General features: G+C 41.2%; 26 protein-coding genes. 16 read left to right on the forward strand and 10 right to left on the reverse strand.

Annotation, left to right across the window (positions count from 1 at the left end):
• The first annotated feature begins 11 nt into the window (after positions 1-11).
• The 4 genes from AC04Q1_RS21320 (at position 12) to AC04Q1_RS21335 (ending at position 4,188) form a co-directional block, all read left to right on the forward strand.
• Complete coding sequence (locus AC04Q1_RS21320; RefSeq protein ID WP_478366562.1) at positions 12-1,004, forward strand: hypothetical protein; 993 nt, start codon at positions 12-14, stop codon at positions 1,002-1,004.
• A gap of 39 nt (positions 1,005-1,043) precedes the next feature.
• Positions 1,044-1,466 carry an SMI1/KNR4 family protein gene (locus AC04Q1_RS21325; protein WP_478366563.1) on the forward strand — a complete coding sequence of 141 codons (423 nt, stop codon included), beginning with the start codon at positions 1,044-1,046 and terminating at the stop codon, positions 1,464-1,466.
• 656 nt (positions 1,467-2,122) lie between these two features.
• On the forward strand, positions 2,123-2,953 hold the full coding sequence (locus AC04Q1_RS21330) for a helix-turn-helix domain-containing protein (protein WP_478366564.1): 831 nt from the start codon (positions 2,123-2,125) through the stop codon (positions 2,951-2,953).
• A gap of 44 nt (positions 2,954-2,997) precedes the next feature.
• Positions 2,998-4,188 (forward strand): serine hydrolase domain-containing protein, encoded by a 1,191-nt coding sequence (locus tag AC04Q1_RS21335; protein ID WP_478366565.1) that lies wholly within the window; start codon positions 2,998-3,000, stop codon positions 4,186-4,188.
• A gap of 152 nt (positions 4,189-4,340) precedes the next feature.
• On the opposite strand, the gene AC04Q1_RS21340 is transcribed toward AC04Q1_RS21335, so the two are convergent.
• The 3 genes from AC04Q1_RS21340 to AC04Q1_RS21350 all read right to left on the reverse strand — a co-directional run bounded on the left by AC04Q1_RS21340 (position 4,341) and on the right by AC04Q1_RS21350 (position 7,758).
• Positions 4,341-5,174, reverse strand: coding sequence for a helix-turn-helix domain-containing protein (locus tag AC04Q1_RS21340; RefSeq protein WP_478366566.1), 834 nt, complete (start codon positions 5,172-5,174; stop codon positions 4,341-4,343).
• Positions 5,175-6,146 carry an aldo/keto reductase gene (locus AC04Q1_RS21345; protein WP_478366567.1) on the reverse strand — a complete coding sequence of 324 codons (972 nt, stop codon included), beginning with the start codon at positions 6,144-6,146 and terminating at the stop codon, positions 5,175-5,177.
• A gap of 220 nt (positions 6,147-6,366) precedes the next feature.
• Positions 6,367-7,758, reverse strand: a complete 1,392-nt coding sequence (locus AC04Q1_RS21350; protein WP_478366568.1) for a DASH family cryptochrome — start codon at positions 7,756-7,758, stop codon at positions 6,367-6,369.
• A gap of 275 nt (positions 7,759-8,033) precedes the next feature.
• Here AC04Q1_RS21350 and AC04Q1_RS21355 point away from each other — a divergent pair, with 275 nt between their 5' ends.
• The 3 genes from AC04Q1_RS21355 (at position 8,034) to AC04Q1_RS21365 (ending at position 9,680) form a co-directional block, all read left to right on the forward strand.
• Complete coding sequence (locus tag AC04Q1_RS21355; RefSeq protein ID WP_478366569.1) at positions 8,034-8,597, forward strand: Crp/Fnr family transcriptional regulator; 564 nt, start codon at positions 8,034-8,036, stop codon at positions 8,595-8,597.
• Between the two features lie 51 nt (positions 8,598-8,648).
• On the forward strand, positions 8,649-9,050 hold the full coding sequence (locus AC04Q1_RS21360; RefSeq protein WP_478366570.1) for a tautomerase family protein: 402 nt from the start codon (positions 8,649-8,651) through the stop codon (positions 9,048-9,050).
• Positions 9,051-9,131: 81 nt separating this feature from the next.
• A complete protein-coding gene (locus tag AC04Q1_RS21365; protein ID WP_478366571.1) occupies positions 9,132-9,680 on the forward strand; it encodes a Cif family virulence factor in 549 nt (182 codons plus the stop codon).
• Positions 9,681-9,800: 120 nt separating this feature from the next.
• Here the strand turns inward: AC04Q1_RS21365 and bla are convergent, their stop codons facing one another.
• The 3 genes from bla to AC04Q1_RS21380 all read right to left on the reverse strand — a co-directional run bounded on the left by bla (position 9,801) and on the right by AC04Q1_RS21380 (position 12,541).
• A complete protein-coding gene (bla, locus tag AC04Q1_RS21370; RefSeq protein ID WP_478366572.1) occupies positions 9,801-10,691 on the reverse strand; it encodes a class A beta-lactamase in 891 nt (296 codons plus the stop codon).
• Positions 10,692-10,835: 144 nt separating this feature from the next.
• Positions 10,836-11,174 (reverse strand): cupin domain-containing protein, encoded by a 339-nt coding sequence (locus tag AC04Q1_RS21375; protein WP_478366573.1) that lies wholly within the window; start codon positions 11,172-11,174, stop codon positions 10,836-10,838.
• Between the two features lie 494 nt (positions 11,175-11,668).
• Positions 11,669-12,541 carry an alpha/beta fold hydrolase gene (locus AC04Q1_RS21380; RefSeq protein ID WP_478366574.1) on the reverse strand — a complete coding sequence of 291 codons (873 nt, stop codon included), beginning with the start codon at positions 12,539-12,541 and terminating at the stop codon, positions 11,669-11,671.
• A 373-nt stretch (positions 12,542-12,914) separates the two neighbouring features.
• Here AC04Q1_RS21380 and AC04Q1_RS21385 point away from each other — a divergent pair, with 373 nt between their 5' ends.
• Positions 12,915-13,619 carry a dihydrofolate reductase family protein gene (locus AC04Q1_RS21385; protein WP_478366575.1) on the forward strand — a complete coding sequence of 235 codons (705 nt, stop codon included), beginning with the start codon at positions 12,915-12,917 and terminating at the stop codon, positions 13,617-13,619.
• A 164-nt stretch (positions 13,620-13,783) separates the two neighbouring features.
• Here AC04Q1_RS21385 and AC04Q1_RS21390 read toward each other — a convergent pair whose 3' ends face one another.
• Positions 13,784-14,185: a VOC family protein gene (locus tag AC04Q1_RS21390; RefSeq protein WP_478366576.1), complete on the reverse strand. Its 402-nt coding sequence runs from the start codon at positions 14,183-14,185 to the stop codon at positions 13,784-13,786.
• Positions 14,186-14,225: 40 nt separating this feature from the next.
• Entirely contained in the window at positions 14,226-14,960 is a 735-nt protein-coding gene (locus AC04Q1_RS21395) for a helix-turn-helix transcriptional regulator (RefSeq protein ID WP_478366577.1), read from the reverse strand.
• Positions 14,961-15,288: 328 nt separating this feature from the next.
• Here AC04Q1_RS21395 and AC04Q1_RS21400 point away from each other — a divergent pair, with 328 nt between their 5' ends.
• The gene (locus tag AC04Q1_RS21400; protein ID WP_478366578.1) at positions 15,289-15,903 is read left to right on the forward strand and encodes a hypothetical protein; all 615 of its coding nucleotides are present in this window, start codon (positions 15,289-15,291) and stop codon (positions 15,901-15,903) included.
• Positions 15,904-16,108: 205 nt separating this feature from the next.
• Positions 16,109-16,600 (forward strand): cupin domain-containing protein, encoded by a 492-nt coding sequence (locus tag AC04Q1_RS21405; protein ID WP_478366579.1) that lies wholly within the window; start codon positions 16,109-16,111, stop codon positions 16,598-16,600.
• Between the two features lie 90 nt (positions 16,601-16,690).
• On the opposite strand, the gene AC04Q1_RS21410 is transcribed toward AC04Q1_RS21405, so the two are convergent.
• Positions 16,691-17,611: a helix-turn-helix domain-containing protein gene (locus AC04Q1_RS21410; protein WP_478366580.1), complete on the reverse strand. Its 921-nt coding sequence runs from the start codon at positions 17,609-17,611 to the stop codon at positions 16,691-16,693.
• Between the two features lie 75 nt (positions 17,612-17,686).
• The gene (locus tag AC04Q1_RS21415; RefSeq protein WP_478366581.1) at positions 17,687-18,595 is read right to left on the reverse strand and encodes an NmrA family NAD(P)-binding protein; all 909 of its coding nucleotides are present in this window, start codon (positions 18,593-18,595) and stop codon (positions 17,687-17,689) included.
• A gap of 345 nt (positions 18,596-18,940) precedes the next feature.
• Here AC04Q1_RS21415 and AC04Q1_RS21420 point away from each other — a divergent pair, with 345 nt between their 5' ends.
• The 6 genes from AC04Q1_RS21420 (at position 18,941) to AC04Q1_RS21445 (ending at position 26,314) form a co-directional block, all read left to right on the forward strand.
• A complete protein-coding gene (locus tag AC04Q1_RS21420) occupies positions 18,941-20,161 on the forward strand; it encodes an acyltransferase family protein (RefSeq protein WP_478366582.1) in 1,221 nt (406 codons plus the stop codon).
• 117 nt (positions 20,162-20,278) lie between these two features.
• On the forward strand, positions 20,279-21,037 hold the full coding sequence (locus AC04Q1_RS21425) for a polysaccharide biosynthesis/export family protein (protein ID WP_478366583.1): 759 nt from the start codon (positions 20,279-20,281) through the stop codon (positions 21,035-21,037).
• Between the two features lie 8 nt (positions 21,038-21,045).
• Positions 21,046-23,403, forward strand: a complete 2,358-nt coding sequence (locus tag AC04Q1_RS21430) for a GumC family protein (protein WP_478366584.1) — start codon at positions 21,046-21,048, stop codon at positions 23,401-23,403.
• Positions 23,396-24,745, forward strand: a complete 1,350-nt coding sequence (locus AC04Q1_RS21435) for a flippase (RefSeq protein ID WP_478366585.1) — start codon at positions 23,396-23,398, stop codon at positions 24,743-24,745. Before AC04Q1_RS21430 ends, AC04Q1_RS21435 begins: the two co-directional genes overlap by 8 nt.
• Positions 24,732-25,397: a class I SAM-dependent methyltransferase gene (locus AC04Q1_RS21440; RefSeq protein ID WP_478366586.1), complete on the forward strand. Its 666-nt coding sequence runs from the start codon at positions 24,732-24,734 to the stop codon at positions 25,395-25,397. Before AC04Q1_RS21435 ends, AC04Q1_RS21440 begins: the two co-directional genes overlap by 14 nt.
• A complete protein-coding gene (locus AC04Q1_RS21445; RefSeq protein WP_478366587.1) occupies positions 25,397-26,314 on the forward strand; it encodes a nucleotide-diphospho-sugar transferase in 918 nt (305 codons plus the stop codon). The genes AC04Q1_RS21440 and AC04Q1_RS21445 overlap by 1 nt, the downstream gene beginning before the upstream one ends.

Consider the following 26,314-nt stretch of genomic DNA (forward strand, 5'->3'; position numbering starts at 1 on the left):
AATAAACAACAATGAAATGCGAGAGCTGTAACATAAGCGAGATTGAAATTCAAGAACCTGCAGGCGAAGGGCAAAATCCTTTTCGTTTGTGTTTGGCCTGCCACAACAAATTATTAAACAACGCATTAAGGCCTCTTGAGTTTTTCAATTTAACGGCAATTCACGGTCATACATACCTTTTACACGATGATTTTTACGATTACGATACAGGGGAAGCTACTCAGCCTCTTATTGAAATAGTTGATGCGGAAAAGTATCCCTTTCCTAACTTTGAACAAATCAAGAATGATTTAAACCGGCTGATCGACTTTTCATTCGTTCAGTATTTTACCACCGATTTTGTGATCAACCAGCTTCGCCAGTTTAATAGTTTGGAAGTGCTTAAAATATTGAAAGAAAAGACCCAATACAATCGTGCAATAAACTACAAAGCGTACGAAATTGTTGGGAAGGTTGTGGGCGGGGCTGCAGCAGAATGGATCAGGGAGGAATGGGCAAACAGAAATGAGCATGAGCTTTTAATTTTTGCCGAAGCCATAACTAAATGTTTACCCTTTAATGAAGCCTTTAAACTCATTACAAAGGATCTTGAAAACGGAGACGAAAAATTTTTATCCGAAAATATTTCTGCATTGCTCTATTTTCAAAGCAGCAATACACTCGATTGGATGGAACAAGTTAGTGACAGGATTAAAAACATTTCGTCAAATTGGGGGCGACTTGCAGCAAGTTCACAATTTAGTTGGGACAGGGCAAATAAGTGGTTAAGTACCGGCCGTCCATTGAGTCTGATTGCGCTTGACAGTTTGATTTATTGCACCACTACAGGCAAAAGGTTAAACCAATCGCCCTGGTTACGACAATTAAACCCTACGCTGATTGATCAGCCACGGCCGGAAACCGTTGCCAACAGGCTCCATGAATATTTACTTATTGACAATGTTCCGAGGACAAAAAGTGCAGTAGAAACCATTATTAAGAATTTATTTGGAATAACTATTTAGTTGCCAATTTTAGCCAATGTTGAAGAATAGTTAAGTAGTATGGAGAGATTTGAAGAAATACTAACCAAATATAAATTTGCTAAACGGATTGGCAAACCCAGAATCACTTTTGAGGAAGTTGAAGAAATAATAAACTTTAAACTTCCTGATGACTATAAAGCTTATGCTTTAAAATATCCGGAAATTGAAGATTTTATTGGGATGGAATATATTCGGCTTTGGGACTTTGACGAAATTATTGAAATGAATACTGACCTTGAGATTTTCAGGTATTTACCAAACACAGTAGGCATAGGAGGAAATGGTAACGGAGAATTTATTGCAATAGAACAACTGCACAGCCGTAGTTTAAGAATTATATTATCCCCTCTGCTAATCGAAGAAGAAGCGCATATTGAAGTCGGGACATCCTTTACTAACTTTTTGGAGCGTTTAGAAGACGGAAAAGAATGGTTCACCTGATATAAAACACTGTACCTAACCCTTATTTCTAATACACAACCCCTGCCTTAAGTATAAACCTTATTTTGGGCAAAATCTGTACCTTTTGAATTACCGGCATACTCTTAAAACTATTCTTAAAAACCGCGCTCTTCATACCCACTGGCAGACTGGCTCACCCATTCCATACCCAAAACAGACCCTGGCCTTACCATTTATTTACCCTTTAGGTAAAGAATAGGTAAGCAATAGGTAAAGAAAAGGTAGAGAAAAGGTAAGCAAAGGGTTAACCTGGGGTTAACTTGGTAGCTGGAAAAAATAATGTGTCCTATGCTGGAATAAGATAATCTGATTTTACTGGATGTTGTTTACAAGATGGTCTTTCTTTTCTATTATGGGTTTACCATATGGTTAAAGATGGAAGATGTAAAATGGATGGTGGAATGGGACAACCTGCTCTAAGTGCGCCGCGCCTGCTCTTTGTGAACCTTGAAGGAGATTGCTTTACGTTTAGCGTGAGGCGCTTTGCGACAATTAACCGATTCAAACAAAAGGACGGTTCGCAATGGATAGTTTGCAGTCACGCATGACCAATGAACGAATGACTATTGAACCAATGAACTATTTTTCACTATTGACGAAAATATTTACACATTTGATTTATAATTGATCATGAAATGAGTGTGTTTTATAATGAGTTATTTACCGACCACTACAAGGATTATATTCAAAAATTCTGGACGCTGGACAATTCCGGTAACCCTTTTTATACTGAACCGAAATTTGCCCTTCCGAATGGCTGTTGTACCATCGCCTTTATCAGTGGCAATGGGATTACCTTAAATTTCCCGCATCAAACCGTCGAATTGCCTTCGGGTATTTTTCTTGCCGGGCAGATTACACACCGCACCAGTGTCGCTGTAAAGCCAGATACCAAGGCCGTTATGGCACAGGTAAAACCATGGCTACCTTTGCTGATTACGAATTTTCCGATGAACAGATTGGTTAACGATGTACTCAGTTTGGAGCACATCAACCTAAACCTTTATCAAAACCTGCTAAACGTAAATCATGCCAGCCCTGAAGTTATTGCCACAATACTTTGCAAAAAACTCGAAGCTTATCTTACTGCAGATCCGGATTGCAAGCTTATCCAGTGGGTATTTCAAAAACTACAGGAAAAGGGATCAAATGGACAAAACCGTATTTTAGATGTAGTGGAGCGTTCGGGATATTCACAGCGTCGGATGGAGCAGAAATTTAAACAGTTGGTTGGCCCTTCGGCTAAAGAAATTCAGCGCATTTTGCAACTCAGAAAATTGATTAATGATCTTGATCAGCTTGAATCACCTGCGCATTTAAGTCGTCTTGCCTACCAACATGGCTATTACGATCAATCACATTTCATCAGATCTTATCAGCAGATCATCAGTGGGGCACCCTCCCTTTTTGACGCCAGCGATTACCTGCTTCCTAAATCGGGGCATTTCGATTTTTTACAATCTTAGTCATTGATGATCATATAACTTTGCCTAAGTTTAAACCACATCTTATGCAAAAATTGAAACTGATCGCCATCATCTGTTTATTACTGGTTATCCATAGCCAGACCAGCTTTTGCCAGTCTAAAGAAGAACGGCTTAGCCAATCTTTAAAAGCGGTTTTTGAAAAGGATAGCCTGCCCGGAATCTCTGTTATTTTAACAAACTCCCAAAAGGTGGTATATGAACAGGATTTCGGCTTTGCCAATGTTGGCGAGAAAATTAAATACACTTCACATAGTATCCAGAACATCGGTTCGGTGAGCAAAACGTTTATCGCGATAGCGCTGATGAAAGCCATAGAATTGAGTTACTTCAGTTTGGATACCGACATCAACACGATACTCCCTTTTAAAGTAATTAACCCTAATGATCCGGCAGGGGTGATCACCATCAGGCAGCTCACCAACCATACCTCCGGGATAGTAGACAATCCCGCTGTGTTACCCAATATTTACCATTTTAATACCACTATAGCGCCTTATGATACTGCGGCCTATAAAATATTACAGGATCTTGGCTATCAACAGAAGATCAATGATGCCTCACTGGCCTCGTTTATGCACGACTATTTAGCGCAAAATGGCCAATATTACCATAAGGAAAATTTTGGTACCGGCGCATCGGGCACATCGTCCAGTTATAGTAATATTGCATCGGCGCTCGCTGCATATTTAATCGAATTAAAATCTGGCCTGTCTTTTGGTGATTTTACGCAAAAATACATCCTAAAGCCCCTCAACATGAATCATTCGGGATGGCGATTCGATAAGCATAATTTAAAAAACTATGCCCGGCCATATTATAACCAGAAGGCGGTTCTTCCTTATTATGATTTCATCACCTATCCCGAAGGCGGATTAAGAACCAATACAACCGACCTCAGTAAGTATATCATGGCGATGCTCCGCGCCTATAACGGCGATCAATCCTTACTAAAGAAAGCATCTGTTGACAGCATGTTTATACCGCAGTTTTCTAAAACACATCCACCAAAAGGCATCAGTCTGGTTAACCGCAATAAAGGGATATTCTGGAATCTTTACACCAATGGCACCATCGGCCATGATGGGGATGACCCGGGAGTAAGTTCTTTTCTGTTCTTCAATCCTAAAACAGGTTTGGGTGGTGTATTTTTATGCAATAAATACCTGGCTGACAAAACAGCGATTATCAATTTGCTGGTCGAATACACAAAATAGAAATGCCTGCGGTAAATGGGCTCCTTTTTATATAAAAAATGAATGAGGTCTTAGCGAGACGCTAAGACCAGATGAAGTGTATAACTACGGAAATCCTTCTACACCACTAATCGTTTGCACCCAGCTGTTTTCAGCTAATAATGCTGCGTCATTTAAACATCATTTGGAGAAAGCCTATAGTGGAGACTGGTAGGTGCCATACCGAACTTTTTCTTAAAGGAATGCGAAAAATGCGACAGGCTTTCGAAGCCCAGGTCGAGATAAATGGAGGAGGGTTTCTGATGTTTGCTTTCGATCAGGTGTTTAGCTTCAGTCAGCCGTTTATCCTGCAACCAATGCCGGGGCGGTGCCCCGAATGTTTTCAGGAAATCGCGTTTAAAACCTGCCAGGCTGCGCCCGGTAAGCTGTGCGAATTTTTCGACAGGCACATTGAAATGATAGTTGCTCAGCATAAACTTTTCCAGGTCGATTTTATAGGGTTCTGAAAAGTCGAATAAAAAGTTACGGAGTGCAGGAAGGGCAAGTAATAATAATTTGATTCCTTCCTTCACTTTCAAAATTCCCATTTCGTCGGTCATGGTGGCACCCGAGCTTCGGGCGTAGGGCACAATAGATTGAAAATAGCCCTGCAGGAATTCGTTTGTCGGAATCAGGATATTTGGCGGACCAATATATTTACGGTCGGCCTCAAGCTTTTCTTCGAGCACGATCTTGCGCAACAGGTCTTCCTGCAGGGATATCACAATGGTTTCATAGTTCCCGCCGGGCAGCGGTGTTTTGGTGAGCGTACCCAGCTGGTTTTTGCCGATCAGCAGCACCTCTCCTCCCCTTATCGAAATGTTTTGTCCGGAGGTTTCCAGGGTCAGCTGTCCTGAAACCTGTAGTACCAGGGTATGATGGTTCCAGAAACATACCTTCTCTTTCCGCTCTGCAGAGAGGTAAGAATAAAAGATTACGCCGGGGAGAATTTCTGCTGGACTGTTCATTTAACGTTGTAGGTAAGTGCCGCCACGTATCGCACCTATTGCAAAAGTAGTGTTTAAAGTGTTCATTTCTTCAGGTGTAAATACAATATCCAGCGCTTTAATGTTTTCTGGCAGACGCGATCGGCGGCTCATGCTCACCAATGGCATCATATGATTACCCTGTTCTTTTACCCAGGCAATGGCCACCTGTGTTGGCGTACAGCCTTTGTTGTGGGCCAGTTGCTTCAATATTTCAACTTTTTCGAGGTTATGTAAAAGGTTATCGCCCTGGAAACGGGAGAAATGGCTATGATAATCGTTTTCGGCAAGCGGGGCTTTCATTTCGCCGGTTAATAAGCCTTCGGCGGTATTGGCAAAGGCCACTACGGCAATACCCAATTCAGCTGCTGCTGGTAAAAGATCGGCTTCGATCTGACGGTCGGCCAGCGAATATCCAATCTCTAAGGCGCTAACCGGGTAGATACTATTGGCCTGGCGAAGCTGCTCTGCATTAATTTCGGATACCCCAATGTGGCGCACCTTGCCTTCTTTAATCAGGTCGGCAATCGTTCCAATGATGTCTTCCACGGGCACACTCCCATCCATCCGGCAAGGCTGATAAAGATCGATGGTTTCGATACCCAAACGGGTTAAAGAGTAATTGATAAAATTCTTGATGGCCATAGGTCTCAGATCGAGGCCCAGCCATTGTCCGTTGTGAAAAATGGCACCGAATTTTACGCTGATGAAGGCATCATCGCGCCTGTCTTTAATCGCTTTGCCAATGAGCATTTCATTATGTCCGGCGCCGTAAAAGTCTCCGGTGTTTAAAAAATTAATACCGCTATCTAGAGCTTCATGGATGGTGGCGATGCTTTCTGTTTCGCTAGGTGTTGGCCCGCCCCAAACAGACGACATGCGCATACAGCCTAAACCAAGTTTAGAAACGAAGGGGCCATTTTGGCCCAACTGAATTTTTGTGATGTTGTTCATAATACAAAGATCAACATTCGCCACAGCAGAAACTTTCTTCTACGGCTCAAGTATTTTGTCTGTACGGCTCAATATGGTGTTAAAGTATATTAGCTTTTTCTTAGCACCTCAAAGCCATTATTAAGACTGGACACGTCCAGCCAGAGGTATAAAAATCCGTGTTAATCTGCTTACATCCATGGCTAAACATAAGCAGAGAAATTGAAATGAAATCATGATATTAAGACGTTTGTTTCTGTATCAGACCAATAGCCCTGCTCCATTTTTTATATACTTCAATAGGCTTTGGATAGGCGGGAATATCAAATTCCCAGGGGATTAGCACTTCAACGTCGTTTTTATCTGCAAGCTCAGGAATCCACTGACGGATAAAATGCTGTGCTTTGTATTTGTTGGACTGGTGTACGGGATTGGTGTACCAGATTTCAAATGCCTGCATATGCCAGTTCATCCAATTTGAACTGACGTCATAATCGATCAGTTTAGTTTCGAAATAAGCGGCACCCCATGTCCAATCTACTTTTAAATCATGCACAAGATAGCTTGCACAGTTTACACGGCCACGGTTACTCATGTACCCGGTTTGGTTTAACTGCCGCATATGTGCATCCACAAAAGGTATTCCTGTTTTCCCCTGGTACCATTTCTTAAACTTAGCAGGATCATTTTCCCATCCGATTTCCTTATTTTTATAGCCCTTAGTCTGAAAGATTGAATTGCCGAAACGCATTCCCTTAAAGGTAAAGTAATCTCTCCACACCAATTCAAAAACCAGCCACCAGGTGCTCTGATTTTTTTTGACTTTGGCTTCGTAAGCTTTTACCTTTTCATAGATTTCCCTCGCGGAGATACAACCCAATGCCAGATATGGTGAAAATTTAGAACTATAATCCAGGCCGTCTGATTTATTTCGACGCCACCTGTAGCCGGTTAAAAGCTCCGACTTAAAGGTGTAATATTCCAATCTTTCCAAAGCCGCAGTTTCGCCACCCTCAACAAATGGATTTGAATTTTCATATTCCTTTTTAGTAAACCCATAAATGCTGTACGACGGAAATTCTTTGGTTTTTAGGTGTGCCACGGCATTTACATGAGTAGGCTTGCTAAAAGTGGCCCGCGGTTCGGCCTTTGATCCTACAGGAATCCTATAAGCTTTACTTGTAAGTGGAATCTTTGAGATCTGAAAGGGAATATCATCCTTATGGTATAGGGTTTTGCCCCAGAAAAAATGAAAGCTGATTCCTGGCAAAGCACGCCTCACCTGATCAACCAAATTCAGTTCGTAACTTGCATACTCCTCTTCTGCATACACATCTGTTATACCATATTCCTCTACCAGCCCGGGTAGGGTAACAAGTGCTGAAACTTCTCCAACGATTAGATGACCACCAAGAGCTTTCAGGTTTTTTCTAAGATTAAGCACAGATTGCCGTAAAAACTTGAATCTGACCACATCTACCCTTGGGAAACCAAGGTCAAGCTGTTCAAAATCTTTCTTCTCCATACAATAACAGAAAACCAGATCGGTACATTCCTCCTGCGCCCTGATTAAAGCTTCGTTATCATGCAATCTCAGATCGTTCTTAAACCAAACCAGGCCCCGTTTCTTCATGCTAAAAATTTTTACACGCAATAGTGATCACCGCAGTAAAGGGTCGTTGTTCTGTGCTTCAATGACGTGAAGTCTTTGAATAACATGAAATACCTAAAAAAGTTCGCGCTAAAAACAATCAACACGCTACCACTCACCGAAATTTTCAATTGAGCCTATACGATTAAAAATCCAAATCATTCAGCCCCTTTCCAAACCTGAACGCCGGTAATACCATAGAAAATAAAACCTATCTTTACATCAGCCCTGCAATTATCAGCATAATGGAATCATTAATGTCTTTATTTATCGATAAGTTAGGATTGGACATGAACCATTTTGAAACCTTCAGTGCTCAATTGAAGATCAAAAAACTTAAGAAGAAGGCGCATTTGATCCGTGAAGGTATGGTTTGTAATTTTATTGGCTTTGTATCTTCAGGTACGCTTCGATCGTACGTGATGAATGATGATAGTGAGTTTAATAATGATTTTTATTTTGATCATGATTTTGTAAGTGCCTATACCAGCTTTTTAACGCAGATGCCCACCAATTGCAATATCGAAGCATTAAGGGATAGCATCATTTATATGATTAGTTCCGAGAAGCTCAATACCTTAATTGCACAGGACAGTGCCTTTCTTAAACTGGGCAAATACATTTCTGATCTGTATTTTATCAGGAAATGCAGACGCGAGACCTCTTTTTTAAAACAATCGGCGGCAGAAAGATTGGAAGGCTTGTCTATCCTATACCCAGGTATACAACAGCGGGTTTCGCAATATCATATTGCTTCTTATCTAGGTATTAAACCCGAATCGCTGAGCAGAATCAAACTCTTAACCTACATCAACAAATAACGTTCTATTTAAGCTGAATTTTACCCCATTAATTCACTTAAATATTGACGTATGCCCATAATTGATTTAAAAGTAAGTGGTGAGGAAAACCCTGCTTTAGCACAAGAACTCGTAAAAGAAATCAGCCAATTGACGAAGGCGGTTTTAAACAAAAAGCCTGAGGTTACCGTTGTCACCATTTCGTTCGTTCCAGAGCATCTCTGGTTTGTGAATGCGGCATCGCTGGCCGACCTAAAAACAAAAAGCTTCCATCTGAATATTAAAATTTCAGATTCTACCAATCTAAAAACAGATAAAGCCAATTATATTAAGGCGGTGCACCAATCGTTAAACTCTATTCTTGGAGATGTTCATCCGGTAAGTTATACCGCCATCCACGAAATGAAAGCAGATGCCTATGGTTATGAAGGTTTAACGATAGAGTATAAAATCATTACCAGTCAACAGAAATAAATATTTTCTATGAAGCTTAGAGGCTTAATTGCTCCTGCACATCATTTCGTCCCATTCGAAAAAACTTAATACTACATAAAAATGAAACCCGTAAAATTATTATCAATTATCCTGTTGATTGCCATTCAGCAGGGATTTGCCCAACGGGCGGCCGACAATAAAAGCGCGATAAAAGATATCATCAACCAGTACAGCGAAAGCGTCATCGCAAAAGACTCTGTTAAATTTTACAGCTTGTTCAATGATGGTCCCGTTACCTGGTGTGCGGCAGTTAAAGAAAGATCGCAGGCCAAAGAGATTGTGAAAAAGGGCGCAAAAACAACTGGCAGCAATTATTTTGCGGGAAGTTACAAAGGTTTTCTAAGGGGCCTATTCCAATATAAATCAACCGAAGATAAGTTTGATCATATACAGATTGTTGAGGATGGCACCGTAGCCACTGTAACTATGGACTATAGTTTTTGGGCAAATCACGAAATGACCAATTGGGGCAGTAAATATCTGGGGCTAATAAAAAAAGATGGCAAATGGAAGATCACCAGTGTAATCTATTCTTTAGAACTTACCGGGTACTTTAAGCAACCCAACCTTAGAGAACGAATGAAGTCTCGGTTGGGGGGCCAATCATAGCAACCTATTCTCCGTTGTAATTTCAATTATCACATAAAATAGATGGAATGCTATAGGCCGGGCAAATAAATTCGGCTTGTGCATTCCATCTTTATCGCATCAATATGGTTATTAAAGACCTTATCCCCTTGAAAATTCATCAAATGCTGCTTTTGCTATCTTCGCAATAATTGCATCACGTTGCACATCACTCGCATAAGAATCTGTAATCATAATCGCAATACAAAGGTGTTTGCCGGTAGGCAGGGTTATCGTAGCGATATCGTTAGTGCCGGGCGACAAACCCTTTTCATTCGTTCCGGATGTACCCGACCGGTGTTCAACTATCGTTCCTATGGGCAAAAAGAACCTGATCCGCTTAGGTGTTACATAGGTTTCCCTCATCCATTTCCGAAGAAGTTCATTCGAACTTTTCGATAATACCTTTTGTGCTAATGTCATTTCTAAAAGTGAAACCAGGGAAGATGGGGTGGTCCAGTTTAAATATTGCCGCTCCCAGGATCCGGCCATTCCGGTTTCATTTACTTTCATCTGGAAATCGGTTATACCAAGGCCGTTTATAAACTTCTGTACTACAGCAGGGCCTTTTGCCAATTTTAAAAGCAGATCACAGGCATTGTTATCACTTTTGGTCACCATGTCTTCAAGTATTTCGCGTACCCTGATATAAACATTTCCATCGGGGTATTTCTCATAGAGTGCACTTACCGTTTTGTGAAGCTCAGCTTTCCGGACAAATATTTTCTGGTCGAGTTTCAATTTCCCCTCATCAACCTGTTTCAAAATAAATGCGGCAATTGGAAATTTGAATACGCTTTGCATTACATAATGTTCCTGGTTATGAAAACTTAGCGTATCTCCGGTTTCCGGGATTTTGATAAAAACACCGAGATGTCCTTTGGAAGAGTCAGACAACTCACTGATCAGCGACCTTAAAGCCAGGTGCTGTGCATATAGCTGGCAGGTTATAAATGATAGAATAATTATTGGAACTAAGCATTTTTTGATCATAAAATTCTCTTTTTTAGAGGGGCCTATTTTTTTAGGATTCCCTTTGCAACACTTTCATTTAACAGGTTCTGTATAATTTCAGATGGCCAACGAACCTTCTTTTATCGCCATCTTTTTCTTATAAATGACAGTCTTCTATAACAGCTACACGATACATTTAACAGTTTCCATACCAGCTAGCTCAAAAGTAAGATTTACGGAACGCCCGCCCAGCGGCCTGGTCCGATGCTTCACATTTGCCGGGACCGTGAACAGCTGACCAGGTTTAAGTTCAACAGTACGGTCTTCAAGGTCAATTAACAAAATCCCTTCCGTTACCAGGAAAGTTTCATCGCTATTGGGGTGGTAATGCCAGTAAAAAGGTTCCGTCATGATGCCCGCCCTTACCACATGATCGTTAAAAAATGACAGCGGAATATTTTTGTTGCTATCGAAAGCGTCTGTTTCCTGTTTGATATCAATTACGGTTAGGGGTGTCATCATTTGGGATAATTTGATTAAGAATATTAAAACAAATATAATTAATGAGTGGGGTATTTCAACAAAATGGCCGCCTGTTCCGCACATAAGGTCACTCTGATTTTTCCGTCCGCTTTCAAACATTGGTTTTTGGTAAATGAAAGATCGTTGGTGTGAACTATTCTTCAGTGCTTGTTGAATATTTAGTCAAGCTATCGTTAAAGAATGAATGAATGAAATATAAGATGCCATTGCGGAAGTCGTGACCAAGTCGTTACATTTATGCCATTAATAAATATTCTATGAAAGCATTTGTGGATATGGGCCTTTTGGGCGCTAATTTTGTGAAGGCGCTGCTCCGCAGAGGTGAGCAGGTTCAGGTATGAAGAAAATCACAAAAAAGCGCTGAGTGGATTAAGTTGGTAAAACGGTTAAAAGGTACATCTTTCGATGCACTTTTTAACCATTTAAACATAAGTGCCCAATTATAAGCTGTGTGATTATTAATTATGGTATACTTACTTTAAAAAATCATTCAAATAACCTAATATGGTTTCTGCCTGCATCATCAGGCCTACGTGTGTTTGCCCCGGAACAATGGCCAAATGCGATTTTGGCATGGCACCCATATCGGCAAATTTAACACCGCCCAGCAACTGATAGGTTTTGATCAGTTCAATTTTATCCAGGCCATCATTGTCGCCTGCGATGATCAGTACCGGTGCAGTAATTTTTGCAATATTGGCATCGCCCATGTCGAATGGTATATTGGCAAAAGCAATCATCTGTTCTAAGAACTTAGTCCATTTCGTTTTATCCGGCGCTACCGCATCATAGGCCGTTTTCATTGGGGTATTCGCTAAAAATTCAGGTTTCATTCCTTTAAAGGCATTATTTACTTCGGGCATCCAGCCAGTGGTTTTATAGGTAGAAGAAATAATCACCAATTTTCTTAGCCGTTTAGGACTTTGCATGGCGAACTGATAAGCGATAGAACCACCCATGCTATAACCTACAACATCAGCACTGTCTACTTTTAAATAATTCATCACCGCTTCCACATCGCTTGCCATGGTGGGCTGGTCTAATTTACGGTCTGAATAAGCTGTGTGCCCATGCCCCTGCATTTCAATGGCAATTACCTTTCTTGTTTTTGATAATTCGGGTATGAGTTGTCCCCAGTTTCCTGCGATAGTCATAAAAGCACCATGGATTAATATCACTGGTTTGCCCTCCCCGTACACTTCATAATAAACCTTGGTATCCTTAACAGGTGCGTAACCGCTCTGCGCGGGTTTGACCTGTTGCGCGCTTGATTGCGCTGCTGTAATCGTCATGATTGTAATGATGATTGATTTAACTAGCTTACCGGTTTTGAATAATTTTTTCATATGCGATTAATTTTTGTTGATCTGTATTGACAATACAAATATGGAACCCATTAGAGAATTTAGTACGACGTAAAAACGACAACGTTAGATGTGGATTGCGACATAGCCTCATTCTGAAACTCAAATGATAGCAAGTAGGGGGATACCTGCTGTCAATATATTCCGGCGATCTAGTTTAAACAAAACACATCAATCGACCAGTGAGATCGCCTACGCCCTCGGATTTAAATATCCGCAGCATTTCAGTCGCTCATTTTAACAACATGTGGGCAATTCGCCAAATGAATACCGCTCTTTAAACTGATCGTTTCTTTATCTCATTAAAAAATAAACAAGTGCCTTGCATTTTTGTTGAGTTTACCAAAAGACGAGTATGAAAAATGATGAGCGCCCATATATCATATGTTTAATGATGACCTCCCTGGATGGAAAAATCCTCGTAGAAAAGTGGGGAAATAGTCAAAAGATAGAATTGCTTCGGGGCACCTTTGAGAAAATACATGAAAAAATTGGTATTGGCGCATGGATCGTGGGCAGAACGACCATGGAGAAAGATTTCACCAATTTTGCAAAGCCCATATTGAAGAATGGGCACCAGGAAATCGACCGCCGTGATTTTGTTGCTGAAACTGATGCCAAAACTTATGCGATCGCGATTGATGGCCAAGCAAGGCTGGGATGGGAACAATCCACTATGCAGGGCGACCATGTCATCACGATTCTTACCGAAAGTGTTAAAGATGCTTACCTTGCGCATCTGCAAGAGATAGGCGTATCTTATATTTTTGCCGGAAAAGAAGAAGTAGAATTAAAGGTTGCACTTAAGAAACTGCGAAAGTTATTTGGCATTGAAAAACTCATGCTGGAAGGTGGTGCGCACATCAATGGAAGTTTCCTGAATGAAAGCCTCATTGATGAACTACACCAATTGTTGTTACCCATCGCAGATGGTACCATTGCTACTTCTACATTATTTGAGGTGGACCCAAAAGTTAAAAAAGAAGGTGCAACCTTACTCAAACTGGATCGTGTAGAACGAATGGAGAATGATGTGTTGTGGCTAACTTATAAAATTTAATTCCTGATTAAAAGCTACTGATTTTAGCTGATGGAGGTAATATCATTGAGCATCTTTAACCACGACCTGTCCCGATTTCCAAGAGATAAACGCCCAGCCGAACTCTTTAGGCGGGATATAAAAATCCGTGTTTATCAGCGGCAAAAACATGTAGCTTAATGACATTACTCAAACTTCGCTATTGCTTCCGGACTTTGGGGTGTAAACAGATTTACCAGATTGCCATCAGGATCTCTCAGTAAGAGCGACTTGTTTCCCCAGGGCATCACGGTGGGTTCCTGAACAGCTGCTTCTTTTAAAAGAGGGTTTAATCTCCGAAATTCTTCGTCTACGTCTGCAACAAGAAATTCGATAATCACACTACGGTTGTGTGCTGCTTCAGCTACCGAATTGCCGCCGAAAAATCCTAATGTTCTGGTACTTCCTATGGCAAGTGTAGCCGTTTTGGTTTTTACTTCCGCAAAATCTGCGGTGTAGCGGATGGCAGGGCTGCCTGTTATCCGTTCATAAAAGGTGATCATTTCCTCGATGTTGGCGGTAATGATTCGAATAGATACTAAATTCATCGCTTTAAAATTTTATTTGTACAGCGAAATTATAGCGGCCTTATGACAACAGTTTGTCACTGCTTAAAAATTTTTTTTCTTTTTCCTCCAGAAATTGTTGCAGGCTAAGCTGGTGGGGTGCAAACTTAATCTCCATCGGATAAACCTCGCTGATCCTGTCTAACCGAAACATCCTGAAGTCGTTCCGAAGCCTGCAATAGGCAATCAGTGTCCATTGTTGCTGGCCACTGTAATAAAAGGCAAATGGTTCTACCAGTCGCCCGGTATCTTCTGCTTTTCCTTCCGCCTGGTAGCGGATACGCAACAGGGTAAAACTGGTAAGTGCGTTTTGGATCAAGGCTAATGAACTGCTGGTGGAGGGCTCGATATGCATAGGGCTAACCGCCACCCTTGTAGAAAGGAGTTCCAGTTTTTCTTTTGCAGTATAGTTTAGAACGGCTTTAACCTTGTTTACAACCTGATCGAAAGCGATGATTAATGAACTGTCTTTATTTAGCCTAAGCAATTGTCCGGCGGTAATCAAGGCACTGGCCTCCTCTTCCGAAAACATGATTGGCGGGATTTTATAACCTTCGGCAAGCGAATAGCCCTTTCCTTCACTACTGACTATGGGAACGCCAATCTGTTCCAACACCCTGATGTCGCGGTAAATGGTACGAACGCTGACTTGAAATTTTTCGGCAAGGTGGCCCGAGCTTACCACGCTTTTGGTTTGAAGCTGTAATAATATCGCGCTCAGGCGTGTAAGCCTTTTCATATCGTTTGTACTGGCCATGAGGATATTTTATTGCTCAAATATACAACCTGATGTTTAACTGTTTGAAATAAAATGGAACAAGGGAAGAGTAGGTATTTCATTTTTGGATGGTCTGCTGATATAGATTGTTTACTGACTAAAATTAATACCTTGGCACTAAATTAACAATCATAAACTGCTCACAGCAATCAATGATTTATGAAACTATAGTTTCGTAAATTCAAGCAAGCCATAATTCTGAAAAACCGAACTTAAATAAAAGAAAATATGAAACAGCAATACCTGGTTATCGGAGCTTCGCCTAAAGTTTTGTAGAACCAATTGCACATCCGTATGTTTATAGGCTATGTATTTTAACGAATCTACACCAATAACGCTACCTGGCCCCGAAGTGCTCCGCTTTAAATGTGGTAACCTGCGTATTGCTTTTTTAGCTTTCGACATGGTGTTTTGGATGTTTACATTGGTTTTCCTATTTGCAATAGCGTCGCATAATGGTTATCCGGAACTTGCCCAGCGTGCCAGGGCCGTAAATGATTATTTCGGATCGCATACGGCGGCTTTTATGACCGGGCCCGCAATCATCGGCGCTACGCTATTGTATTTTGCTTATGGCCGCAATACGATCAGCTGGCAAGATGGTCTGCTTATTGATGAGAAGCCAAAGCAAATTTTAGGTTATCAGTTTAAATCATTTTTTGGAGGCGTACCCCTTATTTATCTTTCCACGGCTTCTGGGCAATATATCGTGTATCCGGCAACTTCGCAGGATGGAAGGAAGTTCCCCGATACTAAAATCATGCAAAAAGAAATGGCAGAGAACCAGATTAAAGTAGATCTGTTAAAACAAAAGTTCAGCGAATCTGGTATACCCGAAAGGCGGTTCTGGTTTTTCAGCCGGGATGTGGGCTTTTCTTTTGCGGTTTTCTTAATCGTAACGGTAACTGCCTTTATGTTCTAGTATTGCGGTCTGAGATAATTGAGTATTTTTAGCCATAGATAAAGACAGATTATTATCCCTCCCTACCAGCTAGTCAGGCCCGCAGGAATAAGGTAAAAATAAAGTCCTGAAAGATCTTTTAAAGGAAAGAAAACTGCAATATGTAAATGCCTGTTTTAGCCCAAGGGATGAAGCAAGTGATATGAAATAAAGAAGAAAGCACCATATGAAACCGAATATACAGATCATCGATAAAAACGAAGGAGAATTTCTCGGCATAGCTGGCGGTAATTACAGAATTATCATTTCAGGAAAACAGACCAATGGCAACTATGCTGTGATCGAAATGACGGTGCCACCCGGTGGTGGTCCGCCACCGCATGCCCACCCCGATACCCAGGAAATGTTTCATGTACTGGAGGGCGAAGTAGAGTTCAAAACCGAAGCAGGCAAACAAACCGTTACGAAAGATGGCTTTGTAAATATTCCCTTTGGCGGCGCCATCCATTGTTTTAAAAATACCTCTGATCAAGATGCACGATTACTTTGCACGGTAGTTCCGGCCGGCTTAGAAGCACTATTTCAGGAAATCGGTGTGCCCGTACTTCCGGGCGAGCGTCCACCAATACCCGAATTAACCGAAGAACGGAAACAGCTTTTAAAGGAGATGGATCTGAAATACAATCAAAAAACATATCCTATGGATTTCTTGGGATAGGATGAGGTTTCATAGATATTAGATTGCAGTTAAATCGCAATTACTATTAACAATAAAAGTCCATCTTTCGATGAGCTTTTATTGTATTGCTTAATTAAATGATGTCCGGAAAGCCAAAGGCGAAAGTTGTGTTTTTGCCTTGAATAATTTGCTGAACGATTGTGGATGTTCAAAACCCAGTTGATAGGCAATTTCGCTTACTGACAAATCGGAGGTAGACAATTTCTCTTTCGCCTTTTCAATCAACTTATTGTGAATATGCTGCTGTGTACTCTGCCCAGTCAGTACATTAAGCAAACTGCTTAAATACTTTGCCGATACCGCTAAACTATCGGCAATGAGCTGAACCGTTGGCAAACCCTTTGTTACCAGGTTTTCATTGTTAAAATAATCATCAAGCAAGCTTTCTAGTTTGTCGAGAATTTGATGGTTGGTAATTTTCCTTGTAATGAACTGCCTTTCGTAAAACCGTTCCGAATAGTTGAGCAAGGTTTCGATATGCGAAACAATGATGTTCTGGCTAAAACGGTCAATATTTGTATGATACTCTTGTTTGATGTTCGCAATAATTTCGTTAAGGATTACTTCTTCTTTGGTGGAAAGAAACAAGGCTTCATTTACCGAATAATCAAAAAAGTGGTAATGTTTGATGTTTTTGGCAAGTGATGTATTCCAAAAAAAATCAGGATGGATCAGCAGCATATACCCCGATTGTTCGGCTGTTGGGTTCGGTTCGGCTTCTATCCTGAAAACCTGATTGGGCGAAATAAAAAACATAATGCCTTCATCAAAATCGTAAGCCTGTTGCCCGTATTTGATTTTTGCATTCATTCCGCGTTTAATGGAAACAAGATAAAAGTCGAGCACCCAGTTTACTTCGCTAATGTTGGCCGGGCGTTTCATTGTACTGTAATCGATCACACTGATTAAGGGGTGTTCGGGTGCAGATAAATTTCTCAACTTATGGTATTCGATGATCGTTTTTATCCTTTGTGTACGTTTCTGTTCCATGCGCTAATTTAAAATTAGGTTTTTTATTTAATATCTTATCTTTTGAATTTTCAGATATACCCATACTATATCTTTTTAATCCTGAGCATGATAAACCGCTGCAAAATCCTTGGCAAAATCTTTAAGTTTTACTTTGCCCAAAACCGGTTGATTGCGATAATAATCTTCATACAATACGCCACTGCCCTGACTGGCCTGCATTTCTACAAAACCCCTGGCAACCTGTTCGTTGAAACCAATGTTTAACCAATTGGTTAAAAGTTGTTCATCTGGAATTACTTTCCATTGCAGATCAGGTTTGCCAATGGCTTCGCCCAATGCTTTTGCGATTTCGTTTGGCGAAACCTCATCACTGGCCACATAACGGACTGTTCGGCCATCAAAGGGTTTATCCATTTCCTCAGCAATTACATCGGCAATATCTAAAGGCGAAACCCAGGGTTCTTTGCTATCGCCGCCATAATTGGAGATGATTGCACCTTTATATTTGATACTTTGCACAAAGGAGAACATATTGATATAAAAACCAACAGGCCGGATAAATTTAATCGCAACATCATCCGGAAGCGCTTTCAACAGGTTTTCTACCTGGTGATGAAAAATTAAAATACCCGTTCCTTTATCGGTATGCGCGCCAATGCTGCTGAGGTGCACCACTTGTTTTACGCCCGATTGTTCAATTGCTTTTTTATAACTGTTTCCGATTTTGTTGATGCTTCCGATAAAATCTACTTCTTTGTCGAACATATCGCCGGCAGCTTCCATGGTTTCCATGAGGTAAACTAAATCTGCGTCTTTGAATATAATGGATAAAAAATCCGTATCGTAAATATTGCCGATAACTGCTTTTGCCCCCAGTGCTTCTATAGCAGCTAGCCGCTCTTCATTACTGCTGATTACGGTTACATGATGTCCATTTTCTACCAGCCTCTTTGTGAGTGGTTTTCCGATATTCCCCAGGGAACCTGTTAGTATAATTTTCATTATTTTGCTGTTTTTATTTGTTCATACAAAATTGCAGAACAACAGAAAAACAGAAGTAGCCAAATGTCGGTATGTTGTAGTCAAAAAGCAAAACCTATTCAGATCTTAGCATATTGCCAAACCCTATCTGTATCTTATATCAGTTAATAATGTAGTTATAAACAACATAGGCTAACGGTCCAATCACCACACCCTTAAAAAGCAGAATACAGCCAATCTTAGTATTCTGTTCATTCTATTCATTAACTACCTCAACCTTACAACTTTCAGCATTATCAATTAAATTGGTCCTGTATTATAAGTTTGAGCATTGTCGATTTATCCTTTTACTATTCAGAGACCCGAATGATTCTAAATCAAAGCCCTCCCAAGCATTTCCATACCTTTGACGCGATTAGAGGTTTTGCAGCGATAGTCGTTATAATATATCACTGGCAATGTTTTTATTACACAAACGACACTTGGGTAAAAGAAAGCATTGATAAAAAGGCACTTCCTTTTTATCCTTATCTCGCGGCCATTTATAATGAAGGTGCTGTGGCAGTCGATCTGTTCTTTCTCCTTTCGGGATTCATTTTCTTCTGGTTGTATGCCGAGCGCATTGCCACAAAAAAAATGAAATTCGGTAAATTTATGGTCTTTCGCCTGAGCAGGCTCTACCCTGTGCATCTGATTACCTTACTTTCGGTGGCGGTACTCCAATGGCTGATGCTTCGAAACTCCGGTCATTACTTTATTGTCCAATTTAACGACAGTTACCATTTTATATTGAATCTCATTTCGATGCAAAGCTGGGGAATTGAAAAAGGGCCATCATTTAACTCACCATCCTGGTCGGTTTCGGTAGAGGTATTTCTTTATTTGGTATTCTTTGCGATTTGCTACAAAAAATTGGAAAATAAAAAATGGCTGTTATTCCTCCTGATGCCACTGGGTATATTTATACAATATTATTTCTCTCTCATTGGGAAGGGAATGTACTCCTTCTTTTTAGGCGCCCTGGTATATTACGTTTATGTTTGGATGCTTAAAGAAAACAGGGCGAAAAAATACCTCTCAGCCCTTGTTGTTGTCACCGTTTTACTTTGGATATTAATCTCCGCAGAATATTATTTCGACTTTCTACGGGATATTTTCATCAAGCAATACCTGCATACATTCCCCAACAAAACGCTGGTCTCAGCAGAAACAGCTTTTGGGCTGGGCAAGAACTTTACTTTCCGAACCTTGATTTCCCCTCTTACCATCCTTACCCTCACACTTTGGGAAACCAGCAAGGGTGCAATCAGTAAAAAATGGGCTTTGCTCGGCAATTGTAGCTATGCCATGTACTTAACCCATTTTTCGTTACAGATTGCATTCGTACTCGTAGTTGATGCATTCCATATCAACCGTTTGGCATTCCGATCACCAATTATGGTATTGATTTTTTTCCTGATACTGATACCACTGAGCTTAATGATCCACTATTATTTTGAATTACCTGCTCAGGATAAAATAAGAGAGAAATTCTATAAAAATAAACGACCAAAGCTAGGCGTAGCTGAGCTTGAAGCCAAGATATAAATGCTGTAGCGGGAGCCGAATCCTGTCACAGATGAAATAAATGGTAAATGATTGCCTGAGGGTTCCTGCATGCGCAATCGTTTATACAAAACGGCATTAATAAACTAGTGATTACATATGAATTTAAAATTTAGCTTACCATTACTCCTGGCCTTGATCATATGTGCAGGATGTGGTGCCCGAAAACTCACTTACTTTAATGACATTGCAGCGGCCACCGGAACAGATTCCCTTCACCGCATGCAGCAGCTAAAAATACAGCCTGGCGATATTCTGCAGATCACCATCACTACCCTTGATAAAGAAATATCACAGATGTTCAATCCCAATATAGCCACTTCCAGCCCGGCTGCCGGAGGCGGTATCGAACAAGGGTATTTGGTTGATAGTGTAGGCATTATCACCTTACCGTTAATCGGAAAAATTAATGTAAAAGACAAAACAACCGCGGCCATTAACGACCTGGTATCGCTCGAACTGGATAAAACAGTACGCAGCACTTATGTATCTACGCGGCTCGTAAATTTCAGGGTATCGGTGCTGGGCGATGTAGCCCGTCCGGGTTCTTTCCGTATAGGAGCAGAAAGAGCCTCTATACTGGACGCACTGAGTATGGCAGGCGACCTTAATATAAGCGCTAAAAGAGATGATATTATGATTATCCGTGAAGTTAATGGCATCAAAAAGTATACCTCGGTTAACCTGAACAACAGTACAACACTTTCCTCGGATTATTATTATCTCCGAAACAATGATGTGATCTATGTTAAGCCCGGCCCCGACCGCAAGTTTGCCACGTCTAAAACAGTACAGCTCCTACCGGCTATCATAGGCGTAATATCGCTGATTACCACAATTGTCATTTTAAATAAGTGATCCAAGTTATGAATCAACAAAAAACAACAGACAATAAAAACTCGGTAATAGATCTGAATGATCTTTTTCAGAAGATGTTATTCCACTGGCCCTTGTTCATATTGGTGCTCTTGGTAACAACAACCGGTGCCCTGCTTTACATGAAATACAAAAAACCGATGTATATGTCGAGCGCAAAACTATACCTGAAAGATGAAAAAAAGGGAGGTGGAGAAGAAGCCGATGCACTGAAATCACTTTCACTTTTTAACAGTGGTAAAAATATTGAAAATGAAATGGAGGTACTGAAATCTCCTATCCTGGTAGAAAAAGTGATTGCGGCCAATGGCTTTAACATTCGCTATTATACAAAAGGAACTGTAAAAAATGAAGAGATCTATAACCACCTGCCGCTTAGCATCCGCGTACTGAGCGACAGTACTAAAGTAGGCTCCTATGTTTTTGATATCACCAAAGAGAAGAATTTATTAAAAATAAAACAGGTAAATGCTAACGCCAACAGCAGCAGAGAATTGACCGTTAAGCCAGGTGAAGCATTTACGATGGCGAAAGATAAATTCGTGATCACTTATAACCCAGGCCTTACCACCGACCTGGCAAATACTTACCAGATCAAGGTAGATTCGGTACCAGAATGTGCTTACGACAAAATAGAAGAAATAGGCGCCGAGCTTGTAAACCGTGATGCTACCGTGATATTGGTCAGCTACAATGATCCTATACCCGAAAGGGCAGCTAATTTCCTCAATGCCCTCCTCGATGCCTATAATGAATATAGCCTGGACGATAAGAACAGGACTGCATTTAAAGCCATTCATTTTTTAGGCGTTCGGGTCGATTCGTTAAAAGCAGAATTGGCGCTGCTTGAAAAACAGGAAGAAAATTTCAAGATCCAGAGGGGCATCACCGATATTGATGCCAGCTCTAAACTGGCTCTCGAACAGGTAAAGGACGCAGACATTAAGCTTAGTGAAGCCAGTATGCAACTTTCAGTTCTGGATCAGGTGGAAAGATATGTAAACAACCCTTCCAGCAATTATCCTTTTGCACCGGTGCTGGGCAATATTGATCAGACATTAACTTCTATGATCAACCGCTATGAGGAAGCCCTTAAAGAAAAGAAACGCCTGTCGCTCTCTCTCAAACCTACCAGCGAAATCCTGAAAAACATCGAATCACAGATTGCCGATACCCGGAAAACCATCAGCGATTATATTTCCGGATACAGGCGCAATGCGGGTGTGGTACAAAAAGAAACACAACGTAAAGTAAACCAGATACAGGGCAAAATAGCCAATATACCCACCTACGCAAAAGAATATATCAATATCAAAAGGCAACAGGGCGTAAAGGAAAACCTGTATCTCTACCTCTTAAAAAAGAAGGAAGAAGCATCCGTTGCTTATGCCAGCAACGTGGTAGATAATAAGGTAATTGCCCCAGCTTTTGTACCCGAAGACCCCGTTTCACCAAAAAAGACCATCGTATTTATCAGCTTTATCGCCGCTGGCTTAGTACTAGCCAGTGCCTATATTTATTTTAAATATTTCTTAAACCCAAGGGTACTCAGTAAAAAAGAAATCGAACAGGTATTCGATCTCCCAATGGTTGCCGAAATTTACCAACAGGACACCCAGGTACACGATATGTCGCTCCATAACAGGTCGATATTGGTAGAGCAGGCCTTCAACATGCGTACAAACCTCAAATTCCTGCTTACAGGTATTGCGGGCACGCCTGCCATCCTGCTTACTTCAAGCGTTTCGGGTGAAGGAAAAACATTCCTATCGGCCCATCTGGGCAACTCTTTAACGGTAGGCGATAAAAAAGTGGTGTTGGTTGAGCTGGATCTCCGCAACCCCAAGTTATCATTGTTCTTCGGCCTTGATCACAATGTTGGCGTAACCAATTATATCATCGGCAATAAAAACCTGGATGAGATCATTAAAAAAGTACCGGGCACAGAAGAGCTCTATATCGTTTCTTCCGGCGCCATTCCTCCCAACCCAATAGAGCTGATCGAAGGAGAACGTATGGCAGACCTGCTGAAACAGCTGAAGGGAATGTTCGATTACGTGATTGTTGATATGTCGCCCATAGGTATCGTATCCGATGCAAAAAGTGTTGCAAACCTTGTAGACTGTGCTCTTTTCGTGGTGAGGTATAATTTCACATTGAAATCTAAACTAGTAGCAGTATCAGAAAACCTAACAAAAGGATTCTTCAAAAAAATGGGGATCATCTTTAATGGTATTGAACAGGATACGTTCCACTCGTACTACGATCAGTATTCGTATGCAGAAAATAAACAACAAAAAAATTCATGGTCATCATTGATTAAAAAAATAAAACAGCGCATTGTATAAACTATTCGAAAATAGCGGTTGGCTCCTCATTGATAAGCTCAGTAAACTTTTTCCGGGCATTATCATCATGGCACTTATTGGCCGGCACCTGGGTCCTGAAGAATTCGGGATATGGAACTATGCGCTGGCACTCACCACTATTATAGGCAGTGTGGCTATTCTGGGAATGGACAAACTCGCTGTAAAAGAGATTATCAATAATGAGCAAAAACAGGGAACCATTGTAAGCACTATTATTTTAATGAGAATTTGTGCCGGTACAATCTGCATGGCTATTAGTATATGCATCGTACTGTTTGCCAGAAAACACCAGCAGCTTTATTTATACTGCACTATTTTTTCTGCGCTGATCATTATTCTACAATCTTTTGATGTCCTGGATTATTTCTACCAGGCAAAAAACAAGGTAAAAAGAGTAATTATTCCAAAAGTAGTTGTATTCATTACCTTTTGCCTCGTAAAGCTCATCATCATATTTCTTGGCGGTACCTTAACAGCATTTCTATGGGCATCTGTTCTGGAATTGCTCCTCACTTATCTCATCATCATCATGGTATTTAGCCATCATAACAGGGCAGATTTTACCTTTCGGATCGACCGGTCGCTGGTAAAAACCCTATTGGGGCAGAGCTGGCCACTAATACTCTCTAACCTGGTGGTGATATTATTTATGAAAATAGACCTGGTATTGCTGGATGTACTGTCTAATCCTGCAGAGCTGGGCAAATATGTTGGTGCCGCACGGATCTCTGAATTGTGGTATGCCATTCCTACTGTAATATCTGTGGCCATATTGCCTACCCTCCTGCAAAAGAAAAATATCAGCCACGATGCTTACCTGATCACATTAGAAAAGTGGCTCCGCTTATCGTTCTGGCTAAGTGCTGCCATTGCAATATTGGTTACCTTAACTGCACACCTGATTATTCCCTTGCTCTACGGCGAAAGTTACGCGGCAGCTTCCTGGATGCTAATGATCCATGTGTGGGCAGGTATCCCTGTTTTTATGAACATTGTTATCGTGCAATATCTGTTTGTTGAAGGAGAATATAAGATTTATCTCTACGCCCACCTGTACGGCCTGATGGCTAACATCACCATTAATTTCATCCTAATACCTACTTATGGCGGCATTGGCGCAGCCATTTCCACGGTAGTGGCTTACTTTACCGTATACAGCGCTCTGCTTCTGCTCGATAAAAGTGGCCAGGGATACCAGCTTACAAAAAAAATATTTCACCCCGTACTGGTGTTTTCAGACATCAAACAATTAAATAACAGCCTCAAGGATTTTACTGGCAAATTATTCACCAAAAATGTTATATCAAATGAGCAACATTAGAAATATAGCAGGAAGCAAGTTATACGTACAATATGGGAGTGGGCCTTTTTCAGCACCCAAAGGATGGAAAAATTACGATGCATCTCCCACCCTGAAGATCCAGCAGATTCCACTGATCGGGAAATTGCTTGCACCGGTTATGCACGTGTCTTTCCATCCCGATGTACTATTAGGCGATATACTGAAAGGTCTCCCCGGCATACAGGACAACTCCTGCGATGGCATTTACTGCTCGCATGTATTGGAACACCTGGCCTATAAAGACTGTCTTCTGGCGATCAGGAATAGCTTTCGGATGCTGAAGCCGGGTGGCTATTTCCGCTGCGTACTGCCCGATCTGGCTGTTGCCGCCAAAAGATACATCACCCAACTCGCAAATAATGACCCCAAGGCCAATACCGCTTTTATGGAAGAAACATTGCTGGGAAAGCAAGAAAGGATAAGGGGATTTAAACAATTGATACAATTGGCGCTGGGTAACCGCGAACACCTGTACATGTGGGACCATATCTCCCTAACACATCAGCTCGAAGCTGCAGGGTTTAAAAACATCAGGCCTTGTGGGTTTAACGACAGTCCCGACCCCATGTTTAAACTGGTAGAAGAAGAAAGTAGATTTATTAACGCCGTTGCATTGGAGGCAACCAAATAATGTTACATACGCCGATTTTACTTCTGGTATTTAACCGCCCCGAACAGGCAATGCAAATATTCGGGCAAATCAGGCTGCAACAGCCCGAGAGGCTGTTTATTGCCGCCGACGGCCCCCGGGCAGACCGGGCTGGAGAGGCGGCGCTATGTGAAATCACCAGAACCACAATCTTAAATGGCATAGACTGGCCATGTAAAGTAGAAACATTATTCCGTCCCGATAATCTGGGTTGCGGCAAAGCAGTAAGCAGCGCTATCAACTGGTTTTTTAATCACGTAGAAGAGGGTATTATACTGGAAGATGATTGTTTGCCAGACCCCACCTTCTTCTCGTTCTGTACAGCCATGCTCGAAAAACACCGTATAAACGAAAAGGTAATGCACATTAATGGGGGGAATTACCAGGGGGGCATACTGCGTGGTAATGCTTCCTACTATTTTTCGAGGTACGCACATGTGTGGGGATGGGCGAGCTGGCGACGCGCGTGGCAGCATTACGACTTCAGCCTTCAGCGCTACAGGGATGCTTCTACACAGGGCCTCAACTCATTTTTGAAATCAGAACTACAAGCTATATACAAGGGGCAGACAGACACCTGGGATATCCAGTGGTACATGAGCGTATGGTTCAATAAAGGATTGGTGGTTACACCGAACGTTAGTCTTGTTAAAAATATCGGTTATGGTAAAGATGCTACCCACACCCAGCTTGTTCCGCAATGGTTTAACAAAATACAATATGGCAAAATAACAGATATAAAACATCCTGACAATAATAATATTGATGAGGAGGCAGACAGGTATAGTCTTAAAATGCTGTATAGCCCAAACAGAATTTACATGGCGATCAAAAAAATGGCGCAAAACAATACCTGGCTATTTAACCAGTGCAAACGGATTTATAAAATGGTAAGTTAA

It is taken from the genome of Pedobacter humicola, from assembly GCF_056490705.1.

Coding starts and splice junctions, on each gene's coding strand:
- AC04Q1_RS21320 (WP_478366562.1), top strand. CDS start 12: ATGAAATGCGAGAGCTGTAACATAAGCGAGATTGAAATTCAAGAACCT.
- AC04Q1_RS21325 (WP_478366563.1), top strand. CDS start 1,044: ATGGAGAGATTTGAAGAAATACTAACCAAATATAAATTTGCTAAACGG.
- AC04Q1_RS21330 (WP_478366564.1), top strand. CDS start 2,123: ATGAGTGTGTTTTATAATGAGTTATTTACCGACCACTACAAGGATTAT.
- AC04Q1_RS21335 (WP_478366565.1), top strand. CDS start 2,998: ATGCAAAAATTGAAACTGATCGCCATCATCTGTTTATTACTGGTTATC.
- AC04Q1_RS21340 (WP_478366566.1), bottom strand. CDS start 5,174: ATGAACAGTCCAGCAGAAATTCTCCCCGGCGTAATCTTTTATTCTTAC.
- AC04Q1_RS21345 (WP_478366567.1), bottom strand. CDS start 6,146: ATGAACAACATCACAAAAATTCAGTTGGGCCAAAATGGCCCCTTCGTT.
- AC04Q1_RS21350 (WP_478366568.1), bottom strand. CDS start 7,758: ATGAAGAAACGGGGCCTGGTTTGGTTTAAGAACGATCTGAGATTGCAT.
- AC04Q1_RS21355 (WP_478366569.1), top strand. CDS start 8,034: ATGTCTTTATTTATCGATAAGTTAGGATTGGACATGAACCATTTTGAA.
- AC04Q1_RS21360 (WP_478366570.1), top strand. CDS start 8,649: ATGCCCATAATTGATTTAAAAGTAAGTGGTGAGGAAAACCCTGCTTTA.
- AC04Q1_RS21365 (WP_478366571.1), top strand. CDS start 9,132: ATGAAACCCGTAAAATTATTATCAATTATCCTGTTGATTGCCATTCAG.
- bla (WP_478366572.1), bottom strand. CDS start 10,691: ATGATCAAAAAATGCTTAGTTCCAATAATTATTCTATCATTTATAACC.
- AC04Q1_RS21375 (WP_478366573.1), bottom strand. CDS start 11,174: ATGATGACACCCCTAACCGTAATTGATATCAAACAGGAAACAGACGCT.
- AC04Q1_RS21380 (WP_478366574.1), bottom strand. CDS start 12,541: ATGAAAAAATTATTCAAAACCGGTAAGCTAGTTAAATCAATCATCATT.
- AC04Q1_RS21385 (WP_478366575.1), top strand. CDS start 12,915: ATGAAAAATGATGAGCGCCCATATATCATATGTTTAATGATGACCTCC.
- AC04Q1_RS21390 (WP_478366576.1), bottom strand. CDS start 14,185: ATGAATTTAGTATCTATTCGAATCATTACCGCCAACATCGAGGAAATG.
- AC04Q1_RS21395 (WP_478366577.1), bottom strand. CDS start 14,960: ATGGCCAGTACAAACGATATGAAAAGGCTTACACGCCTGAGCGCGATA.
- AC04Q1_RS21400 (WP_478366578.1), top strand. CDS start 15,289: ATGTATTTTAACGAATCTACACCAATAACGCTACCTGGCCCCGAAGTG.
- AC04Q1_RS21405 (WP_478366579.1), top strand. CDS start 16,109: ATGAAACCGAATATACAGATCATCGATAAAAACGAAGGAGAATTTCTC.
- AC04Q1_RS21410 (WP_478366580.1), bottom strand. CDS start 17,611: ATGGAACAGAAACGTACACAAAGGATAAAAACGATCATCGAATACCAT.
- AC04Q1_RS21415 (WP_478366581.1), bottom strand. CDS start 18,595: ATGAAAATTATACTAACAGGTTCCCTGGGGAATATCGGAAAACCACTC.
- AC04Q1_RS21420 (WP_478366582.1), top strand. CDS start 18,941: ATGATTCTAAATCAAAGCCCTCCCAAGCATTTCCATACCTTTGACGCG.
- AC04Q1_RS21425 (WP_478366583.1), top strand. CDS start 20,279: ATGAATTTAAAATTTAGCTTACCATTACTCCTGGCCTTGATCATATGT.
- AC04Q1_RS21430 (WP_478366584.1), top strand. CDS start 21,046: ATGAATCAACAAAAAACAACAGACAATAAAAACTCGGTAATAGATCTG.
- AC04Q1_RS21440 (WP_478366586.1), top strand. CDS start 24,732: ATGAGCAACATTAGAAATATAGCAGGAAGCAAGTTATACGTACAATAT.
- AC04Q1_RS21445 (WP_478366587.1), top strand. CDS start 25,397: ATGTTACATACGCCGATTTTACTTCTGGTATTTAACCGCCCCGAACAG.